Here is an 18,324-nt window from a genome sequence, read left to right as displayed (position 1 = left end):
CAGCGTTAATTGATACTTGAATGCTGACCTGTCATTCGTACCGGCCTTATCGTTCAGCATTGTTTAAACCAGTCAGGCAATTTTTTGATATGAAAAGTAAAAAAGGAATGAAGGAGTACAGAGGTACTCCTTCTTTTCCTAATGATCAAATCATATATAGCTATGTCATCCGTGACGCTATACGCTTTTGTCTAACTTTTAAAATATGTGGTGGGTATTGCCGGGAAATTCAATAAACGGTTGGTTCCTGATATAGCAATATATTTAGGTTGTTAACTTAAATTAGCAGGTAGTTATAATAGTTCTTCTTTTTTCTTCCGGTCTTCCGCTTCAGGATCATGACCTATGTAAAAGGTCAGGTATAATGTCCTGGACAATCTCATTAACAAAGGCATCGCAAGTGTAAGTATTACGCCATTAACTATGAGCCAATGAAAGATGCTGTTATCTCTCCAGGTGATACCAAAAATTAACCAATACCATATTAAGTTTAGTATTGAAAACATCACTGCCAAAACATAGCTAACATATCCCGTTCCATACCAGAAACCTATTTCCAGTTCTGTTCGCTGACCACACACGGGGCAGTTATCGTGCATATCAAGGACTTTCCTCAGCTCATATGGATTGTCATTTTTAAATAATTTTCCTTTTCTGCAACGAGGGCATTTATTTTCCAAAATGCCAGTAATAAAATTAGATTTCTTCATCACAATATTTTCTTCTGATCTTCATGTATATGCCAGATAGATGCATTCCCGATGCGGATAAGGACGAAGCGGCAATCCGATACTGCATTTGAGAGGTAAGATGCCCGTTAATACTATCCGTTAAGTTTCACCAAGATGTTTCGCATTATTATTAAATAATCAATTGGCCACTTTGGATCGGATTAATTTCTGATAGTTTTCAGGTGAAAGAAGCGGGTCCTGGTTGTGGAATTTAAGCGGGGGCACGAAAAATACCCAGCCATTGTCTTGCGGGCTTTCCAATATAAGATTTAGATTCCCTGATAATTTTTGATTCCGGCCAAGATATTTACAACCAAGAGGAGCATGTATAGGTATAATTTGGTCACCGGTATGGATCTCGGCAATAATGGTTCCTTTATCGATAATACCTTTCGGATTATACCATATTATATTGACTATATTTTTAATTCCTTTTAGCCTGTGTGCAGAAACACCTACAAACCCAACACTTCCGTTTAAATCAATCCACTCATGATTATTTGTAAAATTGATTCTCGGGCGAGAAATAGTTGATATTTTCATATTGCAAAGGTACCTTTGATGGTGGTTGGTTTCATTGATACTTTTCAATTAAAAACCTGCAAAAAATCACTTTTTAGCCCAATGGGTCAATTATTATGAGTTTAGACGGTCTGTTTCCCATTTATAAGTGGAATTTTAAATCCCAGTCCATTCTGACTAATCTACCGGAGGATGAATGTGCAGATCTTTATTCCCATATGCAGGAGCAACGATACGGGAAAGGAGAAGTTATATTTAGAGAGGGAGCTGTTGCTTCCGGTATTTTCTTTGTAAAAAAAGGTAAAGTTAAAAAATACCAGGTGGATCAAACTGGCAGGGAACAAATTATATACGTTGCCAATGCAGGGGAATTAATCGGATATCACGCTATTTTAGCCGATGAGCGTTATCCAGACTCTGCTGCTACATTAGAAGAAAGTGTCATTGCATTCATACCCAAAGAAGATTTTATGACTATTATGGGAAGATCCAGCGTGCTGCCGCGTAGATTACTCAAAGCACTCAGTCATGAATTCACTGTATTGGCAAATAGCATTTCTGTATTTGCACAGCGTTCTGTTAAAGAGAGACTTGCAATCACGTTAATTGTTTTGCGTGAAAAATTTAAACAGGAAACAGTTGCAGGGGAAGATATTATGATTAATCTTTCCCGTAGTGATCTGGCAAATATGGTAGGTACCGGTAAAGAGAATATTGTTAGATTTCTAACAGAGTTTAAAGCTGCCGGTATTTTGACATCACATAGCAGGAAGATCTGTATTAAAGACATCAAGCAACTTATTAAGGTATCTGGTTGTGGCCTGGATTGAGTGTAAATAATTTTTGTCCCTTTGCAATGCAGACCATAGTGCGGATTTAAATGATCTAAGCCTGTAACCGATATCTTGTATCACGTAAAAAAAATTGCCAACTTCATTAGAGTGGCCGACCTGCTACCTGTTTCCAGGAGTAGTAATATCCAAATTCATTTCCGGAAATGAAACCGGGTAAATATTTCCTGGAAGCCAACATGCCTTATTCCTTATCAGGAACATATATAGAAAAGATAGGGAGTGCCAGCGACAATGCCGGCAACACTATTACAATAAGTGGTCCAACGCAAAGTTATAATGTAGATCTTGCTCCTCTGGCGGAGAAGTATGTAGAAATAACCAAAGAAGGGGAGACGATTAGTATAAAACTGAACTCGCAGGGATATACGCTGTACCAGTTCAGGGATCCGCTGGCCTCGCGCTGGCAAATGCAGTTAGGGCTGCGATATAGTTTATAGGGATCGGGTGAGAATTCCTAATTCGTAATTCTCAATCCCTGTTGTCACAACATTTGGAGAAACCATCTGCTTTCATTAATTTGCGCCTGCAACTGGTTATTCTAGCATGTATGCAAGAATATTAAAAGGGAATCCGGTGTAAAACCGGAGCTATCCCCGTAGCTGTAAATCCTGCTGCCTGTGTGACCACAGGTATCGTTTTTTCGGAGTTAATTCCTCCTTGCCACTGTTCCGCTTATCTGGAACGGGAAGGCGACCGAAAAAGCAGGAAAGCCAGAAGACCTGCCCTTTGCAACTATATATCATGTTTTCGGGTGAAGAACATGGATGTATTTTTCCCGGTGTTCCGGTTTTTTATTTTTGGTAAAAATGAATTTTTGTATCTGATTGACTGTGCCTGATAGCGCATGTCATCACCTATAACATGTATGTTTTCTTTCGTGAGAGATCATTTGATTTCTTCATGCAGAATCCCTATTCCCTTTATAATAACTATTAACAATGTCTGATAAAAAAATTGACCCACGTTTTCTAGTTTTACTTGTTTTTATTTTAGGCGCAGGCCTCATACGTGTATTAGGTGCGGGTAATCTGATGCCTTATCCAAACTTTACACCGATTGGCGCTATGGCGCTTTTTGCGGGCGCTTACTTCAGTAATCTTTTCAAGTCGTATGCCTTTCCTATTCTGACATTATTCATCAGCGATATCATCATATCTCACCTGATATATCCGGAATACGCTACAGGATTGCTTTATAGTGGCTGGGTATGGAACTATGCCGCCTTTGCACTCATGGTAACAGTGGGCAGAGTGATCATCAAAAAAGTAACGCTTCTCCGCATACTTCTTTCCGCGCTGTCTGCCGGATTGATACATTGGATCGTTTCTGATTTCGGCGTATGGATCAATCATGGTATTGATATTACTACCGGTAAACCCTATACGTACAACCTTGCAGGTTTGTTGCAATGTTACTACCTCGCTTTACCATTTTTAAAGAATATGCTCGTGGCAAATCTTCTTTATTCAGCGGTATTCTTTGGTTCTTTTGAAATACTGAAATACCGGTACCCCAAAGCATTACATGCATAATTGAAACAACTGGAGCTTAATCATCAATCAAATATATAAACATGCGATTTTCGGGAAGTACTTTCTTTGTAGTTTCTATTTTAGCACTGGCGATGTCATGTAAAAAAAATGACGACACCATTCCCGGTCCCGGTGTGGATAAAACCGGAGGTGCAGATTCTATACATATTGGCGCTACGCTTTCTTATCACCCCAGGATAAACAATCCCGTTGGCGCTACGTTCAGCTGGAAAATAAATGGAAATGTAGTCGGAAATGATTCGGTGTATACTTTCACGGCAGGTGCCCGCGGTGATTACCATATCGTATTTACAGCCAGCAATGCCGGCGCTTCAGACTCCGCGATCTACCAGGTAAAGGTGTGGGGTAAGTATGAAAACGGCTTTTGGGTAGTACAGGAAGGACAGTATGGTACTACCTCCGGCGACTTATTCTATTATAGTTATGACAGTAATAAGATTGTTAAAGATGTATTTAAAACAGAAAATCCCGGTAAAGATTTTGGTCCGACCAGCGCAACACTGCAGTTCGCCACCGTCCATAAAGGCAAGGTGTATATGTCAGTAAAAGTAGGCGGTCCTTTGGTGGTAGCTGATGCATATACCATGAAAGAAACAGGCAGGGTAGATCATCTTCCGCAGGACGAAGGTCATGCCTTTACGGGAATAGATGATACAAGAGGTTTGTTAAGTGCAGTAGATGGCGTATACCGTGTAAACCTCGCTGGTCCGACCATAGGGACTAAGATAGATGGCATTAATTCATCTGCCGGTGATATGATGGTGGCCGGAGACTATGTATTTGTACTTACACAAAATGATGGTATCGTTATATTGAAAACATCTGACTACAGCATAGTAAAGAAATATCCCAAAGGTACTATCGGCTTTGCCCGTACTAAAGATGGCGCAGTGTGGGCGGCAGGTGACTCCGCACTGTTACGCATTGACCCTGTTAGTCTTGCTGTGACTGAAACCCCTGTACCATTTAAAGTAACCAACCCATGGGCTTTATGGTCATGGCATTCAGGTGGTATCACTGCCAGCAGATCCGGTAACGATGTATTCATTGCTGAACGTAAAGATGGACCTGGTATTGGTGGTACGCTGGAATACAGCGGAACCAAAATATATAAATACACAGCCGGCAACGAGGCTTCTTTTGCAACGCCATTCATCACGATTCCCAATGGTCAATATTTTTATGGCTCGGCGGTTAGATTCAATGAAAGAACAAAAGAACTCGTAGTGCTGACACTGACAGACGAGTGGGGTAGCAGCAATGATAACAGATGGTTATTCTATGATGCTACTACTGGTTCTTTAAAACAAACAGTACGTTATGCCGGATATTATTTCCCTACACTTCCCGTATTTTATTAAGACGGGAACTATTTAACTGTTTTTAAACCTCAACAATAATTAGTATGCGAAAATCCTATTTGACATCTTTAGGCCTTGGTAGTCTTTTAATGTTGGCTGCCTGTCAGAAAGAGAATCTTTCTGCCGGTCTTGAACCTATGAAGAAGTCTTCCGCTTCGCTTGTCAGCAACGTAGCGGTAAGACCTGCTTTACTGACCAGCAGTCCCCTTATCAGCCATGTATATACGTACATGCCTGCCGCAGGACAGTTTATCAATGATGCGTCGTATGGTACTACTACGGTAGCGCAAAGCCTGGTGGGCAGTACCAGCAACCTGGTATCCCTTGGTGGCTTTGGCGGTTACATTGTATTTGGATTTGATCACTCTGTCGTGAACAGTGCCGGCAATGATTTGGGTATTTATGGTAATCCCTTAGGGCCCACCTATCAATGGTCAGAGCCGGGAGTGGTGATGGTTAGCCAGGATACCAACGGTAATGGCATTCCTGATGATACCTGGTATGAGTTGGCCGGTAGCCAGTATACCGCAACGGGTACTATCAAAAATTATCGCATCACTTATTATAATCCTCATGCTGCGGGTACCAGTGTGTTGTGGAAAGATAACCAGGGCGCTACCGGTTATGTGCAGGCTAACGCTTATCACACTACGAACAACTATTATCCGGCTATGGCGCCTAACCAGGATTCAATCGCCTTTACAGGTACCAAACTTGTAAATACATTACAAACTGGTGGCATCATTACCAATCTTGCGTTCGCATGGGGATATTCCGACAGTTATTCCAGCGAGTATCCGACACTCGGCTATAATACTTTCGACATCTCCTGGGCTGTAAATGCCAGTGGGACAGCAGTAACCTTGAATGCGATTGATTTTGTAAAGGTATATACCGGTCAGAACTGCAGTGCAGGAACGATGTTAGGTGAAATATCTACAGAAGTAAAAGGAGCAAGAGATCTTCATTTATAAGATGTTGTTTAAAGCGAATGGGTTGCAGTTACGTTACTGCAACCCATTATTTTAAAGGAAACCATATCCTGATTCATTAAAACCGTGAAGTATGTGCGAACATGAGCAGAAATATTGCCCGCGCTGTAACAGCGAATTTCAGTGCAAGGTAGGATCCATTCTGATTTGCCAATGTACTTTGCTGCCATTGGATGACCTGGAAAGAAGTTATATCCAGGAACAATTTTCAGATTGTCTCTGTCTTAATTGTCTGAAAGAAATGAAGGCTGCTTATCACGCGAAGCTGTTCCAGGACAGGTTAATGAATATTTCATCCTTGCGTTTTAAGAAAGATAAGTAAGCTGGCAATACGATTATAATACGATTATAGGCCTTTATAATATCATTACAAGATTTCCATCTTCTGGCATTACTACACCTTTGTGGAAGCAGACCATAAACAATTGTCATGAAAGACCTGACCCATCTCGCTTATTCCGAAGACCCGCTCTGGCAAAGGATAAACGATTTTAGTATTGATGACCCTGAAGCCCTTATCCCGTTCTCCGGCAAACTGGCCAGGATGCAAAACTGGAGTGAAGACTTTACCCGGAGAGCCATTCATGAATACAAACGTTTCGTATACCTCAGCTGCATATCCTCTATAGGTGCTTCCCCTTCTCAGGTTGTTGACGCAGTATGGCATCTTCATCTCGAATACACCCAAAATTACTGGGAAGAATTCTGCGATAAAACCCTCGGTAGAAAATTGCATCATCATCCTTCGAAAGGAGGGCCACACGAAAAAAAGAAGTACGAACACTGGCTGAAAGATACACTGATAAACTATAGGCAGGTTTTCAGGAAAGATCCTCCTGCTGATATCTGGAAGAAACATTTCCCGCTGGGGTTGCCCCGTCAGCGATCTACTCCATTCAAAAACTGGTCTTTGGTCTTTCTCTTTTTTTCCGTCATTGTGATGTTGTCGGGTTGTCGCGCAAACTGGATGGTGATTGGGATCCTGGTGTTGTTTGGTTTCTTTGCCCTGCTCATTATTTCGGATCTGACAAGTACAGGTGTGAAAGAGGTGAAGAGCGAGGAGGAGTGTGGAGGAAGGTGTGGTGCATAGCATAAAAAAAGACCTTACAGCTATCTGCTGCAAGGCCTTTCTTTAGGAAACTTATGCTAGAAAATAAAATTAGTACTTAGGAAGTCAGAGCTGTGTTGATTCACGATATCTTCCAGCAGCTTTTTGTTGGTGTCGTTCATCTTGGTAGTTACCAGTGAGCGGATAGAGAATGAACGCAGCGCATCATGCACAGAGAGCGTACCTTCTGCACTGTCTTTCCGGCCGGTGAAGGGGAATACATCCGGTCCACGCTGGCACTGGCTGTTGATATTCACCCTGCTTACCTGGTTTACCAATGGATCGATCAGTGAAGCCACTTCATCAGGATTATTACTAAAGATGCTTACCTGTTGGCCATGTGGCGATTCGATCAGGTAATCGATCGTTTCTTCTATCTCATCATAAGGTACAACAGGGATTACAGGTCCGAATTGTTCTTCCTTATAGAGTTTCATTTTATCATTTACCGGGAATACCACCGCAGGGAATACAAACGATTCATTGCTGGCGCCGCCATTTTCATTGATCACAGCAGCACCGTGGGCGATAGCATCTTCAATCACTTCATGAATGTAGGCAGGCTTGCCAGGTTCTGCTACGGGTGTGAGTTGTACGCCTTTTTCCCATGGCATACCGAATTTCATTTTGCTGATAGACTCACTGAGACGCGCATTGAATTCATTGGCAATGGAGCGGTGTACAAATAATATTTTGATGGCGGTACAACGTTGACCGTTATACGATAATGCCCCCAGGATACATTCATTTACGGCCACCTGTATATCCGCATGTTGCGTGATGATAGCGGCATTCTTGGCATCCAGGCTGAGTACTGCACGCAGGCGGTTCAGTTTGGGATGGTGTTTACGCAGGTCGTTGGCCACTTTACTGGAGCCGATAAAGGCCAGTACGTTGATCTTACCGGTAGCCATGATGCCTGGTATTACGGAGGCGCCGCGACCATATACGGTGTTCACCACGCCTTTCGGGAATGATTCCATGAATGCACGTAGTAATGGATAATGCACCAGGGTACCGTGTTTTGGTGGTTTGAAGAGAATGGTATTACCCATCAGCAGCGCAGGAATCAGCGTAGTAAAGGTTTCATTCAACGGGTAGTTGAATGGTCCCATACAAAGTACCACACCCAGTGGAGAACGGCGGATCTGTGCGATGGTGCCTTCTTTGATTTCGAAGCGGGACGAGCTGCGGTCAATTTCCTTGAGCGCGTCTATGGTCGCGTTAATATATTCTATGGTGCGGTCAAATTCCTTGACAGAGTCAGCATAGGATTTTCCAATTTCCCACATGATCAGTTTTACGATCAGGGAGCGTTGCTCCGTCATTTTACGGGCAAATACGGTGAGACAGTTGATGCGCCCATCCAGTCCCATCGTTGGCCATTCTCCGCGACCGTTATCATATGCTGCGAGGGCAGCATCCAGCGCTTCGAAGGCTTCTTTTTCTGTGCCCAGCGGGTAAGTGCCTATCAACTTGCGTTTCAGGCCATCCGCAGTGGGAATATTAATAGKAGAATATACCTCACTCACCGGTCCATTCCATTGTTTCATCTCCCCGTTTACCAGGTACTCTCTCTGATGAATTTCAGAAATACGGAATTCTTCGGGTATTTCATTTTCTTCAACAAAGAGGTTCTTCAGCTCATCTTGAAAACTCATGTGTTAAAATTTTATGCGTACAAAGTACACAAATTAGGTGGAATAATACACATAGAATGTTTCGATCAGGGAGTGGAGAAAATCTATATGGTAAATTACCAGGAGATAAAACAGCCATGGAAAATGCTGCCGGTATGATCGCTAACTTTTTTATTTTCAACGATTAACCTAATATTGCCGGATATTTTACAGAGAATTAATACGGCACTTATATTTTATAAAACATCTTGCGCATGCCCTTGACGAAAGTTTTGATCACTGTTAAAAGTTACCCCACCGTATCTTCCCATTATGATGAGCAGGTTAGCATCGCCGGTGTCAGAGAAGATGGAACCTTTATCAGGATATATCCCATCCCGTTTTCAAAAAAAACATACGAAGAGCAATATCAGTTATACGACTGGGTGGAGCTGGATCTTATGCGTAACACCCGTGACTTCAGACTGGAAAGTTTCAGACCTGTAGTGGTGGATGCTCCGGTAAAAAAGACAGGACATCTGGGTACGGAAGATCATTGGAGTGAAAGGAAAGCCATGGTGCTGAAGAGTCTATACCGCAACCTGTCCACGTTGATGATGGAAGCGAAACACGAAGCATTTTATACTTCATTGGTGGTATTCAAACCCACACGGATACTAGGTTTTGTAGTGGAAGAAACGGAGCGGGAATGGAATAGCGTCCGGTTGGAGAAATTACAGGAAGAGAAAGAAAATGGTAACGTATATGAGCAGCCGGAAGATCCTTTTGCGGTAATGAAAAAGCTCCCTTATAAGTTTTCCTACCGTTTTATTGATGATAAAAACGAAGAGATCACACTCCCGGTAGAAGACTGGGAACTGGCCTCCCTGTATTGGAAGAGCCTGAAAAAGGGTGGTGGTATTGAAAAAGAACAGAAAGCCATCAACGAGGTGAAAAAGAAATACCAGCAGGAATATGCCAGGAATACGGATCTTCATTTCTTCCTGGGTACTACACAAAATGCACATGCGGGTTCCAGGCAGCCGTTTACAATTGTTGGGTTGTTTCAGCCAACAATGCCGCCGGCAGTAGTGCAGGGTAGCTTATTCTAACAGTTGCGTGTAAGGTCATCTCTGTTGGCCACATTTTTTAATGAAGATTTTTTCAGTATGAAGATGAACAAAAGAGAAGAACTGGAGCATAAGTTGTCCGAAGAAACAGACGGGACAAAGTTTTCCCGTCTTAAAGACAAGCTGATAAAGAATTTTGGCGAATCAGAGCGGGAGGCGGTAATACAGGCATTCATACGTTACGCCAGGGAGGGCAAACTCCTGCATTGGCGCAACTTCCTGATGACAGACATTATCGGACTGGTGCAGGAAGGAGAGGAGGGCTACGCCGCATTTTTTAAATGGGCGCTGACTGTTCCAGACCTGTCTTATTGGGCGGTTAGCGGTTACCTGAAAACAGCTGGTAGGGAAGCTTATCCCTTACTGGTGACAATGGCGATGAGTGATGAAGTGAAGTTGGAGGTGCGTGCAAATGCCATCAAATGCTTATCGGTACATAGTGAACAAAAATTCGATCGTGATCTTCCAGGTGATCCAGGCTATTGGAAGGCCGAACAATTGCCGCTTCCCGCGTTATTGAAGTGGCAGGAAGAAGGGTATTCATCAGGTGTTGGGTATACGGCTCCTGCAACACATCCGGCCTTACTGCAGCCGGTAACACCGCTGGAAATGCTGGTCGCAAAACTTGAAAAACAACTGGCGAAATACCGCAAAGAGCGATACGATAAGGCTAATCCCGGCAACCTGCTGATCATCGCCAATGAAAATGACCTGGCGCGCATTAAAAAAAAATGGGCCTTGCCCGAAGTGTATGCATTATTCCTGAGAGATTTTTCACCCTTGCATGTAATGCTCGATGGTGGCCATATTGAACAGGGGTTGCATCTTTACGGAGCGCAGGAATTAATAGCTAGTCAACAGGGGTACGCTTTTAATCCCGTCACCAACCAGGTCATACAAGATTGGCCTTCGCACCTGTTAGTCATTGCAGATGATGGAGGAGATCCTTATTGCCTGAATCTGTCAATGATCAGTGATGGTGATGCGCCGATACTGTTTAGCCAGCATGGTATGGGACGTTGGGAGTTTGAAGAATTTGCCGGCAGCTTTATGGATTTTCTTAAGAAAATCACAAGCATTTAAGAGATGACTAAATGAAAAATATCAGCAATTGTACTTCTTGTAATATATTAAACCAATAAGGAACCAGGTGCTGTAATACATCCTGATTCCTTATTGGTATTAATTTTTAATAAGAAAGAGGGTTATTTTACTGCTGATGATACACGGCTGCAAACTCTTTGACAAAATCGACGAGCTTCACTTTTCCCAATGTTGGTTTATTCCTGTAGTAATCCTCATACAACACGCCGTCCCCCATGCGGGCCTGCATTTCCGTAAAGCCTTTGGCAACCTGCTGGTTCATGCCTGCTGCTAACCAGCCATTCAATAATTCTTCATCCGGAATGACCTCCCATTGGAGATCCGGTTTTCCGATGGCTTCGCCCAACAGACATGCCGCTTCGTTGGGAGAAAATTCATCGCTCGCGATGTAACGAATCGTCCGGCCTTCGAAAGGTTTTTCCACTTCTTCGGCAATCACTGCCGCAATATCTAAAGGAGACACCCAGGGTTCTTTGTTGTCGCCTCCATAATTTTGTATGATGGCGCCTTTCGCTTTAATGTTTCGTATCAACCCAAACATATTGGTGTAGAACCCAACAGGACGCATGAATTTAATGGAAACATCGGCAGGTAGTTGTTGGAGAATGCTTTCTACATTGTAGTGAAAAGCAAGAATCCCATTTCCTTTAGCCATGTGTGCACCAACACTGCTGAGATGTATCACACGCTTTACACCTGACTCCTGGATGGCTTGTTTGTAGTTAAGGCCAATCTGGCTGATCGTTCCTATGAAGTCAATATTCTGATCAAAGAAAGCGCCGGCAGCGTCAAGTGTTTCCATCACATAAACGATATCTGCGCCTTTGAACGTGGCCGATAGAAAATCAGCGTCCTCCATGGTGCMGATGGCAGCTTTTGCTCCCAATGCTTCGATGTCTTTTTGTCTTTCGGTTCTGCTGCTGATAACTGTAACTGCATGTCCTTTTTGCACTAAGTCCTGTGCAAGTGGTTTTCCAATATGCCCCAGTGAGCCTGTAAGTACGATGTTCATATACTGTTTGTTTGTTGATGCAAAGATCCATCGCAGCGACAAAACAGATGTATCCAGAACAGGCTTTGTTGTAGCCAAAAGCATAGAACAGCAGATTGGGCAATTCCAATATGCTGTCATAAAAAAAGCCTCCGATAAACGGAGGCTTTCTATTAGTTTATTCATTAAATTTTGCCATCAGGCTAAATCAAACCTGTCTAAGTTCATCACTTTATTCCAGGCAGCCACAAAGTCTTTCACAAATTTTTCCTGCGCATCGGCGCTGCCATAAACTTCAGCGATTGCCCTCAGTTCTGAGTTTGCACCAAATACGAGGTCTGCACGCGTGGCATTCCCAATGGGTTCATTGGTAGTTCGGTTTACGCCTGCATATACTTCTTTGTCTGCTCCAACAGGGGTCCAGGCAATGTTCATGTCGAGCAGCGTTACGAAGAAGTCATTAGTCAGCTGGCCAGGGCGTTTAGTGAGGATGCCATTTGCAGAATGATCAAAATTGGTATCCAATGCACGCATACCACCTACCAGTACGGTTAATTCTGGAGGAGTAAGTGTGAGCAACTGTGCTTTATCCAGCAGTAACTCTTCTGTTGACACCGATGGTTTTGATCTGCGGTAGTTGCGGAAGCCGTCGGCAAAAGGTTCGAGGAAGCCTATGGATTCAACATCGGTTTGTTCCTGGGAAGCATCCATGCGACCGGGTGTGAAAGGAACGGTGATGGCATTGCCGGCATCTTTTGCTGCTTTTTCAACAGCGGCAGCACCAGCTAATACAATCAAATCTGCCAGGGAAACTTTTTTACCGCCAGACTGTGCACCGTTAAATTCTTTTTGAATGCCTTCTAATTTATCCAGCACTTTTTGCAGTTGCGGTGGATTGTTTACCTGCCAGTATTTTTGTGGCGCCAAACGAATGCGGGCACCATTGGCGCCACCGCGTTTGTCTGAACCACGGAAGGTGGACGCGGAGGCCCAGGCGGTAGTAGCCAGTTCTGAAACGCTCAGACCTGATGCCAATACTTTTGCCTTCAGGGCAGTAATATCATTTTCGTCTATCAATGCATGGTTAACTGCAGGAATAGGATCTTGCCAGAGCAGTTCTTCTGCTGGTACATCCGGGCCAAGGTAACGTGCGCGGGGCCCCATATCACGGTGTGTTAATTTAAACCATGCCCGGGAAAAGGCATCAGCAAACTGATCTGGGTTTTCCAGGAAGCGTCTGGAGATTTTTTCGTAAGCCGGATCCAGTCTTAATGAAAGATCGGTCGTCAGCATGGTGGGTAGATGCTTCTTAGAGCTATCATATGCATCAGGAATAATGGCTTCTGCATTTTTAGCTACCCATTGGTGTGCGCCGGCGGGACTTTTAGAAAGTTGCCATTCAAAAGCAAACAGGTTTTCGAAGAAGTTATTGCTCCATTGAGTAGGCGTTTTCGTCCATATTACTTCCAGGCCGCTGGTAATGGTATCTGCACCTTTACCGGAGCCGTAGCTGTTTTTCCAGCCCAGGCCCTGCGCTTCCATGTCAGTGGCTTCGGGTTCTTTGCCTACGTGAGTGGCAGGAGCGGCGCCATGGGTTTTACCAAAGCTATGTCCGCCTGCTATCAGGGCTACTGTTTCTTCATCGTTCATGGCCATGCGGCCAAAGGTATCCCGGATGTCTTTAGCGGCGGCAATCGGGTCGGGATTACCATCAGGACCTTCAGGGTTTACATAGATCAATCCCATCTGCACCGCAGCAAGCGGTTTTTCCAGGTTGCGGGAGTGGATATCACCATTGGCATCATCATCGGATATCACTACGCCATGTTTTTCGTCTACGCCGGGGGAGCCATGTGCATAACGGAGGTCGCCACCGAGCCAGGTTGTTTCTGAGCCCCAGTATACAGCTTCATCCGGTTCCCATACATCTTCACGGCCACCTGCAAAGCCGAAGGTTTTAAAGCCCATGGACTCCAGTGCTATGTTACCGGTAAGGATCAGCAAATCTGCCCATGAAATTTTGCGGCCATATTTCTGTTTGATAGGCCAGAGTAGTCTGCGGGCTTTGTCGAGACTCACGTTATCGGGCCAGCTGTTCAGCGGGGCAAAACGTTGCTGTCCTGCGCCTGCTCCACCACGGCCATCACCAACGCGATAGGTACCTGCACTGTGCCAGGCCATGCGGATGAACAGGGGACCGTAATGTCCAAAGTCTGCCGGCCACCATTCCTGCGAGTCGGTCATGAGTGCATGGAGGTCCTTTTTCACTGCTTCCAGGTCGAGGCTTTTAAAAGCTTCGGCATAGTTAAAATCTTCACCCATAGGGTCTGATAAGGATGAGTGCTGACGCAGGATACTCAGCTTTAACTGGTTGGGCCACCAGTTATGGTTCCTGGTGCCGCCACCGCCAACGTTGTGCTTCATAGTGCCATTATGAAACGGGCATTTACTGATGTMGTTTAGTTCTTTCTCCATTTTTGAATGTTTAGGGTATGAAATGAACACATGCTTGCACCTGGTATTTGTGCAGAATTATAAAGTTATGGTATTGAAGTAATAATCACAATCAATTAATTTCTATGTTTCAATAGTTAAAATCTATTGGATGGTGATCCTTCTATCATAAACCGGATCTCCTGCAGCCTACCATCATATGGCTTTCACGAATAGTTAGGTAAGCTGCCTATATAAATAACTGATTTCGGCAGCGAAGGGTTCACACTTCCAAAGGATACATCTGTTTGAGTGGTCTGTTATAATTATTAGCTGTTTTATGGATTAAAAATGAAGATGATTTATTTTTTTCGATATATTTATATATCGTTTTGAAACGAATCTGATAAGCAATCGTGTGAATTTCCCCATTCTCAAAATAACTTTTTTAATTCCACTTCACAAATCGTTTTAACCAAAATTCTACATGCTATGAAGAAAACACACAGCGTTACCGGTGTCCTATTTACTTTATCTGTTATAGTTGTATTAGCATACAACTGTGCAAGCAACAACAAAACAGACACCGATGCAAAATCTGAGCTGAAGGTATCTGTCACGGATGGCGCATTTCTAAACCACAGGGATTCCGTTCCCTCGGCACAACAGTACCCCGATTCTTTATTTGTACTCAGCCATGATTACCCTACAACAGTAACACCTGTTGTAGATCCCCCCTGGCGTCGTGCATTAAACGGGCAGCCCATTTCCGCTTCGAATGTATTTGCTTACATGGATTCATTAAAGAGCTACATCGCTCCCCGTGTAATCCCATTCTTTACCAACAACAGCTCCTGGACATCCGCAAAATATGGCTGGTTTAATGAACCCTGGCTGGGAACTCAGCGGGAAGCCATCCTGGGAGCCTATTTAGGCAACGGCAACCCCGCCAATATGTTCAAGACCTTAAAAGAAGATGAAGCCGGATACGCGCTTGTTTTATACGATTCTACTGCTGCTTATACGGTTGGACAAATCTGGGGTAAAACCGGCCAGAAAGTTAACCTGATGAACGATGCCGCACAATTTAAAGAAGGTAGTGTGGTTGTAAAGCTGGCTTTTTCAAATATCAATGGCCCGGACTGGGCTCCTATGGAGGGGGCGCAAACCTTCCACGTGTTTGATACTATTCCAACAAAAGCCGATCCCAGACTTGGATACCAGATGCGTACCGTCAGCTTTTTCCAGATGGATATCATTGTAAAGGATAGCGCTACCTCTCCTGAAACCGGATGGGTATATTCCACCTTCGTATATGACAGGTACAAGCCTGCTTCAACGCCATGGGGAAAGATGGTACCGCTTGGAGCCATGTGGGGCAATGACCCGGGCATAAACAGTACGTTGGAACCCAATCGTAAGCTGAAGGAAACCGTTATTAATCCGTTAGCGCCGGAATATAGCCGGGAAACACTGGGTTGGGGCGGTCGGTTAAGCGGCCCGAATGATGGTGCTGTTGCACAGGTAGCCTACGATATTAATACGGGCAAGGAGTATAAAAACCTGGCACTGTCTTCCTGTATGAGTTGCCATAGCCCGGCACAGGATTCATTTAACTCCTTCCTGTTACCTGGTCCCTTCCCGAATGACACCTTATTCGTTTATACACCTGGCAGTCCTAAATGGAACCTGTGGTTCCGGAATAATTATGGCAATGTTCCTTTCGACTCCGGTCAGGTAGCGATGGACTACGACATGGTAATGGCATTCAAATCAGTGGGCGCATTTGAAGCGGCGAAATCTTCAGACCAGAACAAGAAGCTGAGAATGAATCTCGAAGCTATCAGGAAATTCAGAAGACATAATACGAATAGTCGGTTCTGGCACTAACGCATACCAGACTATTTATCTGATATAGGATCCGAAAGCGTGATACGTTCGAAAGAATGTGTCACGCTTTCTGTTTCCGCTAATCCTCTCTCCGCTATTTTTGTTTCCCTATCTTTATAAAATAAAACCAGCCATGGAAAAACAAATTGTCATTGATGGAAACCTGATCAGCGATATCCCATCGTTTTACGGGGAATTAAACCGTGTATTTATGACTGGTGAAGACTGGACACTGGGCAATAGCCTGGACGCCTTTAATGACCTCCTTTACGGTGGATTTGGGGCCATCGAAAGTAACGAACCGGTCACCCTGGTATGGAAGCAGATGGAAAAAAGCAGGCTGGCCCTGGGCTATGAGGCCACCAAACAATATTACGAAGAGAAACTCCTGCCAGACTCACCTTTTGATAAAGACCACTTCCGCGAAAAACTGGATGCGTTGAATAAAGGAGAGGGACAAACCTATTTTGACATATTGCTGAACATCATTGCGGAGCATCCCAATATTACACTAGAGGCAATTAACTGATCACCGATGATGTTATTGTGGTAATTTTCCCTTTAGGAGAAAAGAAGCGTTAGCGCAACCTATAGCGATCTAAACAGCTTTGGCAGAAAGAAGAAGGGATAGCACAGCACAAATAAATTGGGCAGCCACCAGGTAAGATCAAAATCCCCCGACAGCGCCCAATAAGAAATCGCCTGCAGTCCTGAAATGCTTGTCAATATAAGAGAAACTAGTGCCCATTTTTTCCAGTCCTTGTTATTTTTCTGATGCAGGGCTATACTCAAAAGTCCGCTGCCGGAAATCAGCATATCCAGTGGGAAAAATGACCAGTTCCAGCTAACCATCACAGGCGACTGGTAATTGTTGTATAAATATTCGGCGGGAAGGAGGTGCAAAATAGTAATCAACCAATAGGCGATAAAGCCAAGGTCTGTCAATAAAAAGAAATACCGGAGCTGTTTCATAGTGCCCTTGTCCAGGTTTGTGTTTGGTGAAAAAGCCCCCAATATCCACGAACCATCAGGGTGTTGTCATCTTCGAGCCACATGATGCATTTATACAACTTTCCTTTTTCGGGATCGTAGATGCTGCCATCTCTCCACATATTGTCTTTATAGCTGAAGTCTTTTAGTATAACCAGATTTATCAGCGGCTGTAATCTTTTACTTTTATCAGGGTTTTCTGAATCCGTATAGGGGCGGCCATTCGCATCGTTGGGAAGCTTCAGCCATACCAGTTTTCCCACATACTTTCCATGCTCTATATATATATCCGTAATGCCGGCCTTATCTTCTGAGCGCCATTTACCCAGGATCTTTTGTTGTGCCTGGACGTAAATACTCAGCTGAAGCAGGAGGAAGGTGAGTCGCCATTTCTTTTGCATCGTTAATATTTTCGACACAAAGCTAGGGCCTGCGCAGCAGATAGAAATTTGATAAAAGTCAAAAAAGAAAAGCCATTACAGGTTCTTGCGGATACGGCTTAATGTTTCCTGTGACATACCGAGATAAGAGGCAACTTGTCCGAGGGCCACCTTTTGCAGGATATAGGGTTGTTCATCCAGTAGCTTCAAATATCTTTCCCGGGCAGAATGGTACTGCAACGACAAGGTACGTGTTTCCAGTTCTATATAATATTTTTCGGAAAGCAGTCTTCCTACTATGTTGAATTCCGGGAAACGCTGATATAGCAGCTGCAGGTGTTCGTAGCTGATACCTTTTACGCTGGCATCTTCCAGGACTTCGATGTTTTCAATAGCAGGTTGGCCTGTTAGAAAGGCCGACATCGAAGTAACCATGTCCTGCTCACGTGCAAACCAGGTGGTGATATCTTTTGAGCCATGTTGATAGTAGCCCCTCAGCAATCCTTTTTCAATGAAGTAGATATGCCGGCAGGGTTCCCCTTGTTCAGCCAGCAGGGCGCCTTTGAGATGGTTGGCCGAAAAAACAATTTCCGGCAGAAACGCAATCAGTGATGTGGGCAGAGGAGTGAGCGCTTCCAATGTGGCGATTAAACGTTGCATGTTGTT

The 18,324-nt window shown here is 44.0% G+C and carries 19 protein-coding genes and 1 riboswitch; of the genes, 11 read left to right on the top strand and 8 right to left on the bottom strand.

Annotated elements, in window-relative coordinates:
• Positions 1–293: 293 nt before the first annotated feature.
• Positions 294–710: a DUF983 domain-containing protein gene (locus tag AC1DCV_RS20735; protein ID WP_477024958.1), complete on the bottom strand. Its 417-nt coding sequence runs from the start codon at positions 708–710 to the stop codon at positions 294–296.
• 159 nt (positions 711–869) lie between these two features.
• Positions 870–1,274, bottom strand: coding sequence for a biotin/lipoyl attachment domain-containing protein (locus AC1DCV_RS20730; protein ID WP_477024957.1), 405 nt, complete (start codon positions 1,272–1,274; stop codon positions 870–872).
• Between the two features lie 95 nt (positions 1,275–1,369).
• Here AC1DCV_RS20730 and AC1DCV_RS20725 point away from each other — a divergent pair, with 95 nt between their 5' ends.
• From AC1DCV_RS20725 to AC1DCV_RS20695, 7 genes are all read left to right on the top strand, one after another.
• A complete protein-coding gene (locus tag AC1DCV_RS20725) occupies positions 1,370–2,083 on the top strand; it encodes a Crp/Fnr family transcriptional regulator (RefSeq protein WP_477024956.1) in 714 nt (237 codons plus the stop codon).
• Positions 2,084–2,250: 167 nt separating this feature from the next.
• Positions 2,251–2,544 carry a hypothetical protein gene (locus AC1DCV_RS20720; RefSeq protein WP_477024955.1) on the top strand — a complete coding sequence of 98 codons (294 nt, stop codon included), beginning with the start codon at positions 2,251–2,253 and terminating at the stop codon, positions 2,542–2,544.
• Positions 2,545–2,620: 76 nt separating this feature from the next.
• A riboswitch (cobalamin riboswitch) is annotated at positions 2,621–2,848 on the top strand.
• A gap of 197 nt (positions 2,849–3,045) precedes the next feature.
• Positions 3,046–3,639, top strand: a complete 594-nt coding sequence (locus AC1DCV_RS20715) for a DUF6580 family putative transport protein (RefSeq protein ID WP_477024954.1) — start codon at positions 3,046–3,048, stop codon at positions 3,637–3,639.
• A 41-nt stretch (positions 3,640–3,680) separates the two neighbouring features.
• Positions 3,681–5,021 carry a DUF5074 domain-containing protein gene (locus AC1DCV_RS20710; RefSeq protein ID WP_477024953.1) on the top strand — a complete coding sequence of 447 codons (1,341 nt, stop codon included), beginning with the start codon at positions 3,681–3,683 and terminating at the stop codon, positions 5,019–5,021.
• 44 nt (positions 5,022–5,065) lie between these two features.
• Positions 5,066–5,995: a hypothetical protein gene (locus AC1DCV_RS20705; protein WP_477024952.1), complete on the top strand. Its 930-nt coding sequence runs from the start codon at positions 5,066–5,068 to the stop codon at positions 5,993–5,995.
• 91 nt (positions 5,996–6,086) lie between these two features.
• Entirely contained in the window at positions 6,087–6,335 is a 249-nt protein-coding gene (locus tag AC1DCV_RS20700; protein WP_477024951.1) for a cysteine-rich CWC family protein, read from the top strand.
• 108 nt (positions 6,336–6,443) lie between these two features.
• Entirely contained in the window at positions 6,444–7,103 is a 660-nt protein-coding gene (locus AC1DCV_RS20695; RefSeq protein ID WP_477024950.1) for a glycine-rich domain-containing protein, read from the top strand.
• 56 nt (positions 7,104–7,159) lie between these two features.
• Here AC1DCV_RS20695 and AC1DCV_RS20690 read toward each other — a convergent pair whose 3' ends face one another.
• The gene (locus tag AC1DCV_RS20690; RefSeq protein ID WP_477024949.1) at positions 7,160–8,782 is read right to left on the bottom strand and encodes an NADP-dependent glyceraldehyde-3-phosphate dehydrogenase; all 1,623 of its coding nucleotides are present in this window, start codon (positions 8,780–8,782) and stop codon (positions 7,160–7,162) included.
• 233 nt (positions 8,783–9,015) lie between these two features.
• Between AC1DCV_RS20690 and AC1DCV_RS20685 the strand changes: the two genes are divergently transcribed.
• On the top strand, positions 9,016–9,852 hold the full coding sequence (locus tag AC1DCV_RS20685; protein WP_477024948.1) for a hypothetical protein: 837 nt from the start codon (positions 9,016–9,018) through the stop codon (positions 9,850–9,852).
• A 57-nt stretch (positions 9,853–9,909) separates the two neighbouring features.
• On the top strand, positions 9,910–10,953 hold the full coding sequence (locus tag AC1DCV_RS20680) for an SMI1/KNR4 family protein (protein ID WP_477024947.1): 1,044 nt from the start codon (positions 9,910–9,912) through the stop codon (positions 10,951–10,953).
• A gap of 127 nt (positions 10,954–11,080) precedes the next feature.
• Here AC1DCV_RS20680 and AC1DCV_RS20675 read toward each other — a convergent pair whose 3' ends face one another.
• Positions 11,081–11,986, bottom strand: coding sequence for an NmrA family NAD(P)-binding protein (locus AC1DCV_RS20675; protein ID WP_477024946.1), 906 nt, complete (start codon positions 11,984–11,986; stop codon positions 11,081–11,083).
• A 177-nt stretch (positions 11,987–12,163) separates the two neighbouring features.
• Entirely contained in the window at positions 12,164–14,389 is a 2,226-nt protein-coding gene (katG, locus tag AC1DCV_RS20670) for a catalase/peroxidase HPI (protein ID WP_477024945.1), read from the bottom strand.
• Positions 14,390–14,890: 501 nt separating this feature from the next.
• On the opposite strand from katG, the gene AC1DCV_RS20665 reads away from it, so the two are divergent.
• Positions 14,891–16,288 carry a hypothetical protein gene (locus AC1DCV_RS20665; protein ID WP_477024944.1) on the top strand — a complete coding sequence of 466 codons (1,398 nt, stop codon included), beginning with the start codon at positions 14,891–14,893 and terminating at the stop codon, positions 16,286–16,288.
• Positions 16,289–16,421: 133 nt separating this feature from the next.
• Entirely contained in the window at positions 16,422–16,817 is a 396-nt protein-coding gene (locus AC1DCV_RS20660) for a barstar family protein (RefSeq protein ID WP_477024943.1), read from the top strand.
• 59 nt (positions 16,818–16,876) lie between these two features.
• On the opposite strand, the gene AC1DCV_RS20655 is transcribed toward AC1DCV_RS20660, so the two are convergent.
• The 3 genes from AC1DCV_RS20655 to AC1DCV_RS20645 form a co-directional block, all read right to left on the bottom strand.
• Positions 16,877–17,260, bottom strand: coding sequence for a DUF5360 family protein (locus tag AC1DCV_RS20655; protein ID WP_477024942.1), 384 nt, complete (start codon positions 17,258–17,260; stop codon positions 16,877–16,879).
• A complete protein-coding gene (locus tag AC1DCV_RS20650) occupies positions 17,257–17,679 on the bottom strand; it encodes a DUF2147 domain-containing protein (protein WP_477024941.1) in 423 nt (140 codons plus the stop codon). Before AC1DCV_RS20650 ends, AC1DCV_RS20655 begins: the two co-directional genes overlap by 4 nt.
• A gap of 75 nt (positions 17,680–17,754) precedes the next feature.
• A complete protein-coding gene (locus AC1DCV_RS20645; protein WP_477024940.1) occupies positions 17,755–18,318 on the bottom strand; it encodes a Crp/Fnr family transcriptional regulator in 564 nt (187 codons plus the stop codon).
• Between the last annotated feature and the right edge of the window lie 6 nt (positions 18,319–18,324).

The organism is Chitinophaga sp. 10T418 (genome assembly GCF_056394125.1).
The sequence above is the reverse complement of the archived record's forward strand: the minus strand, read 5'-3'. Positions and strand labels throughout refer to the sequence as shown.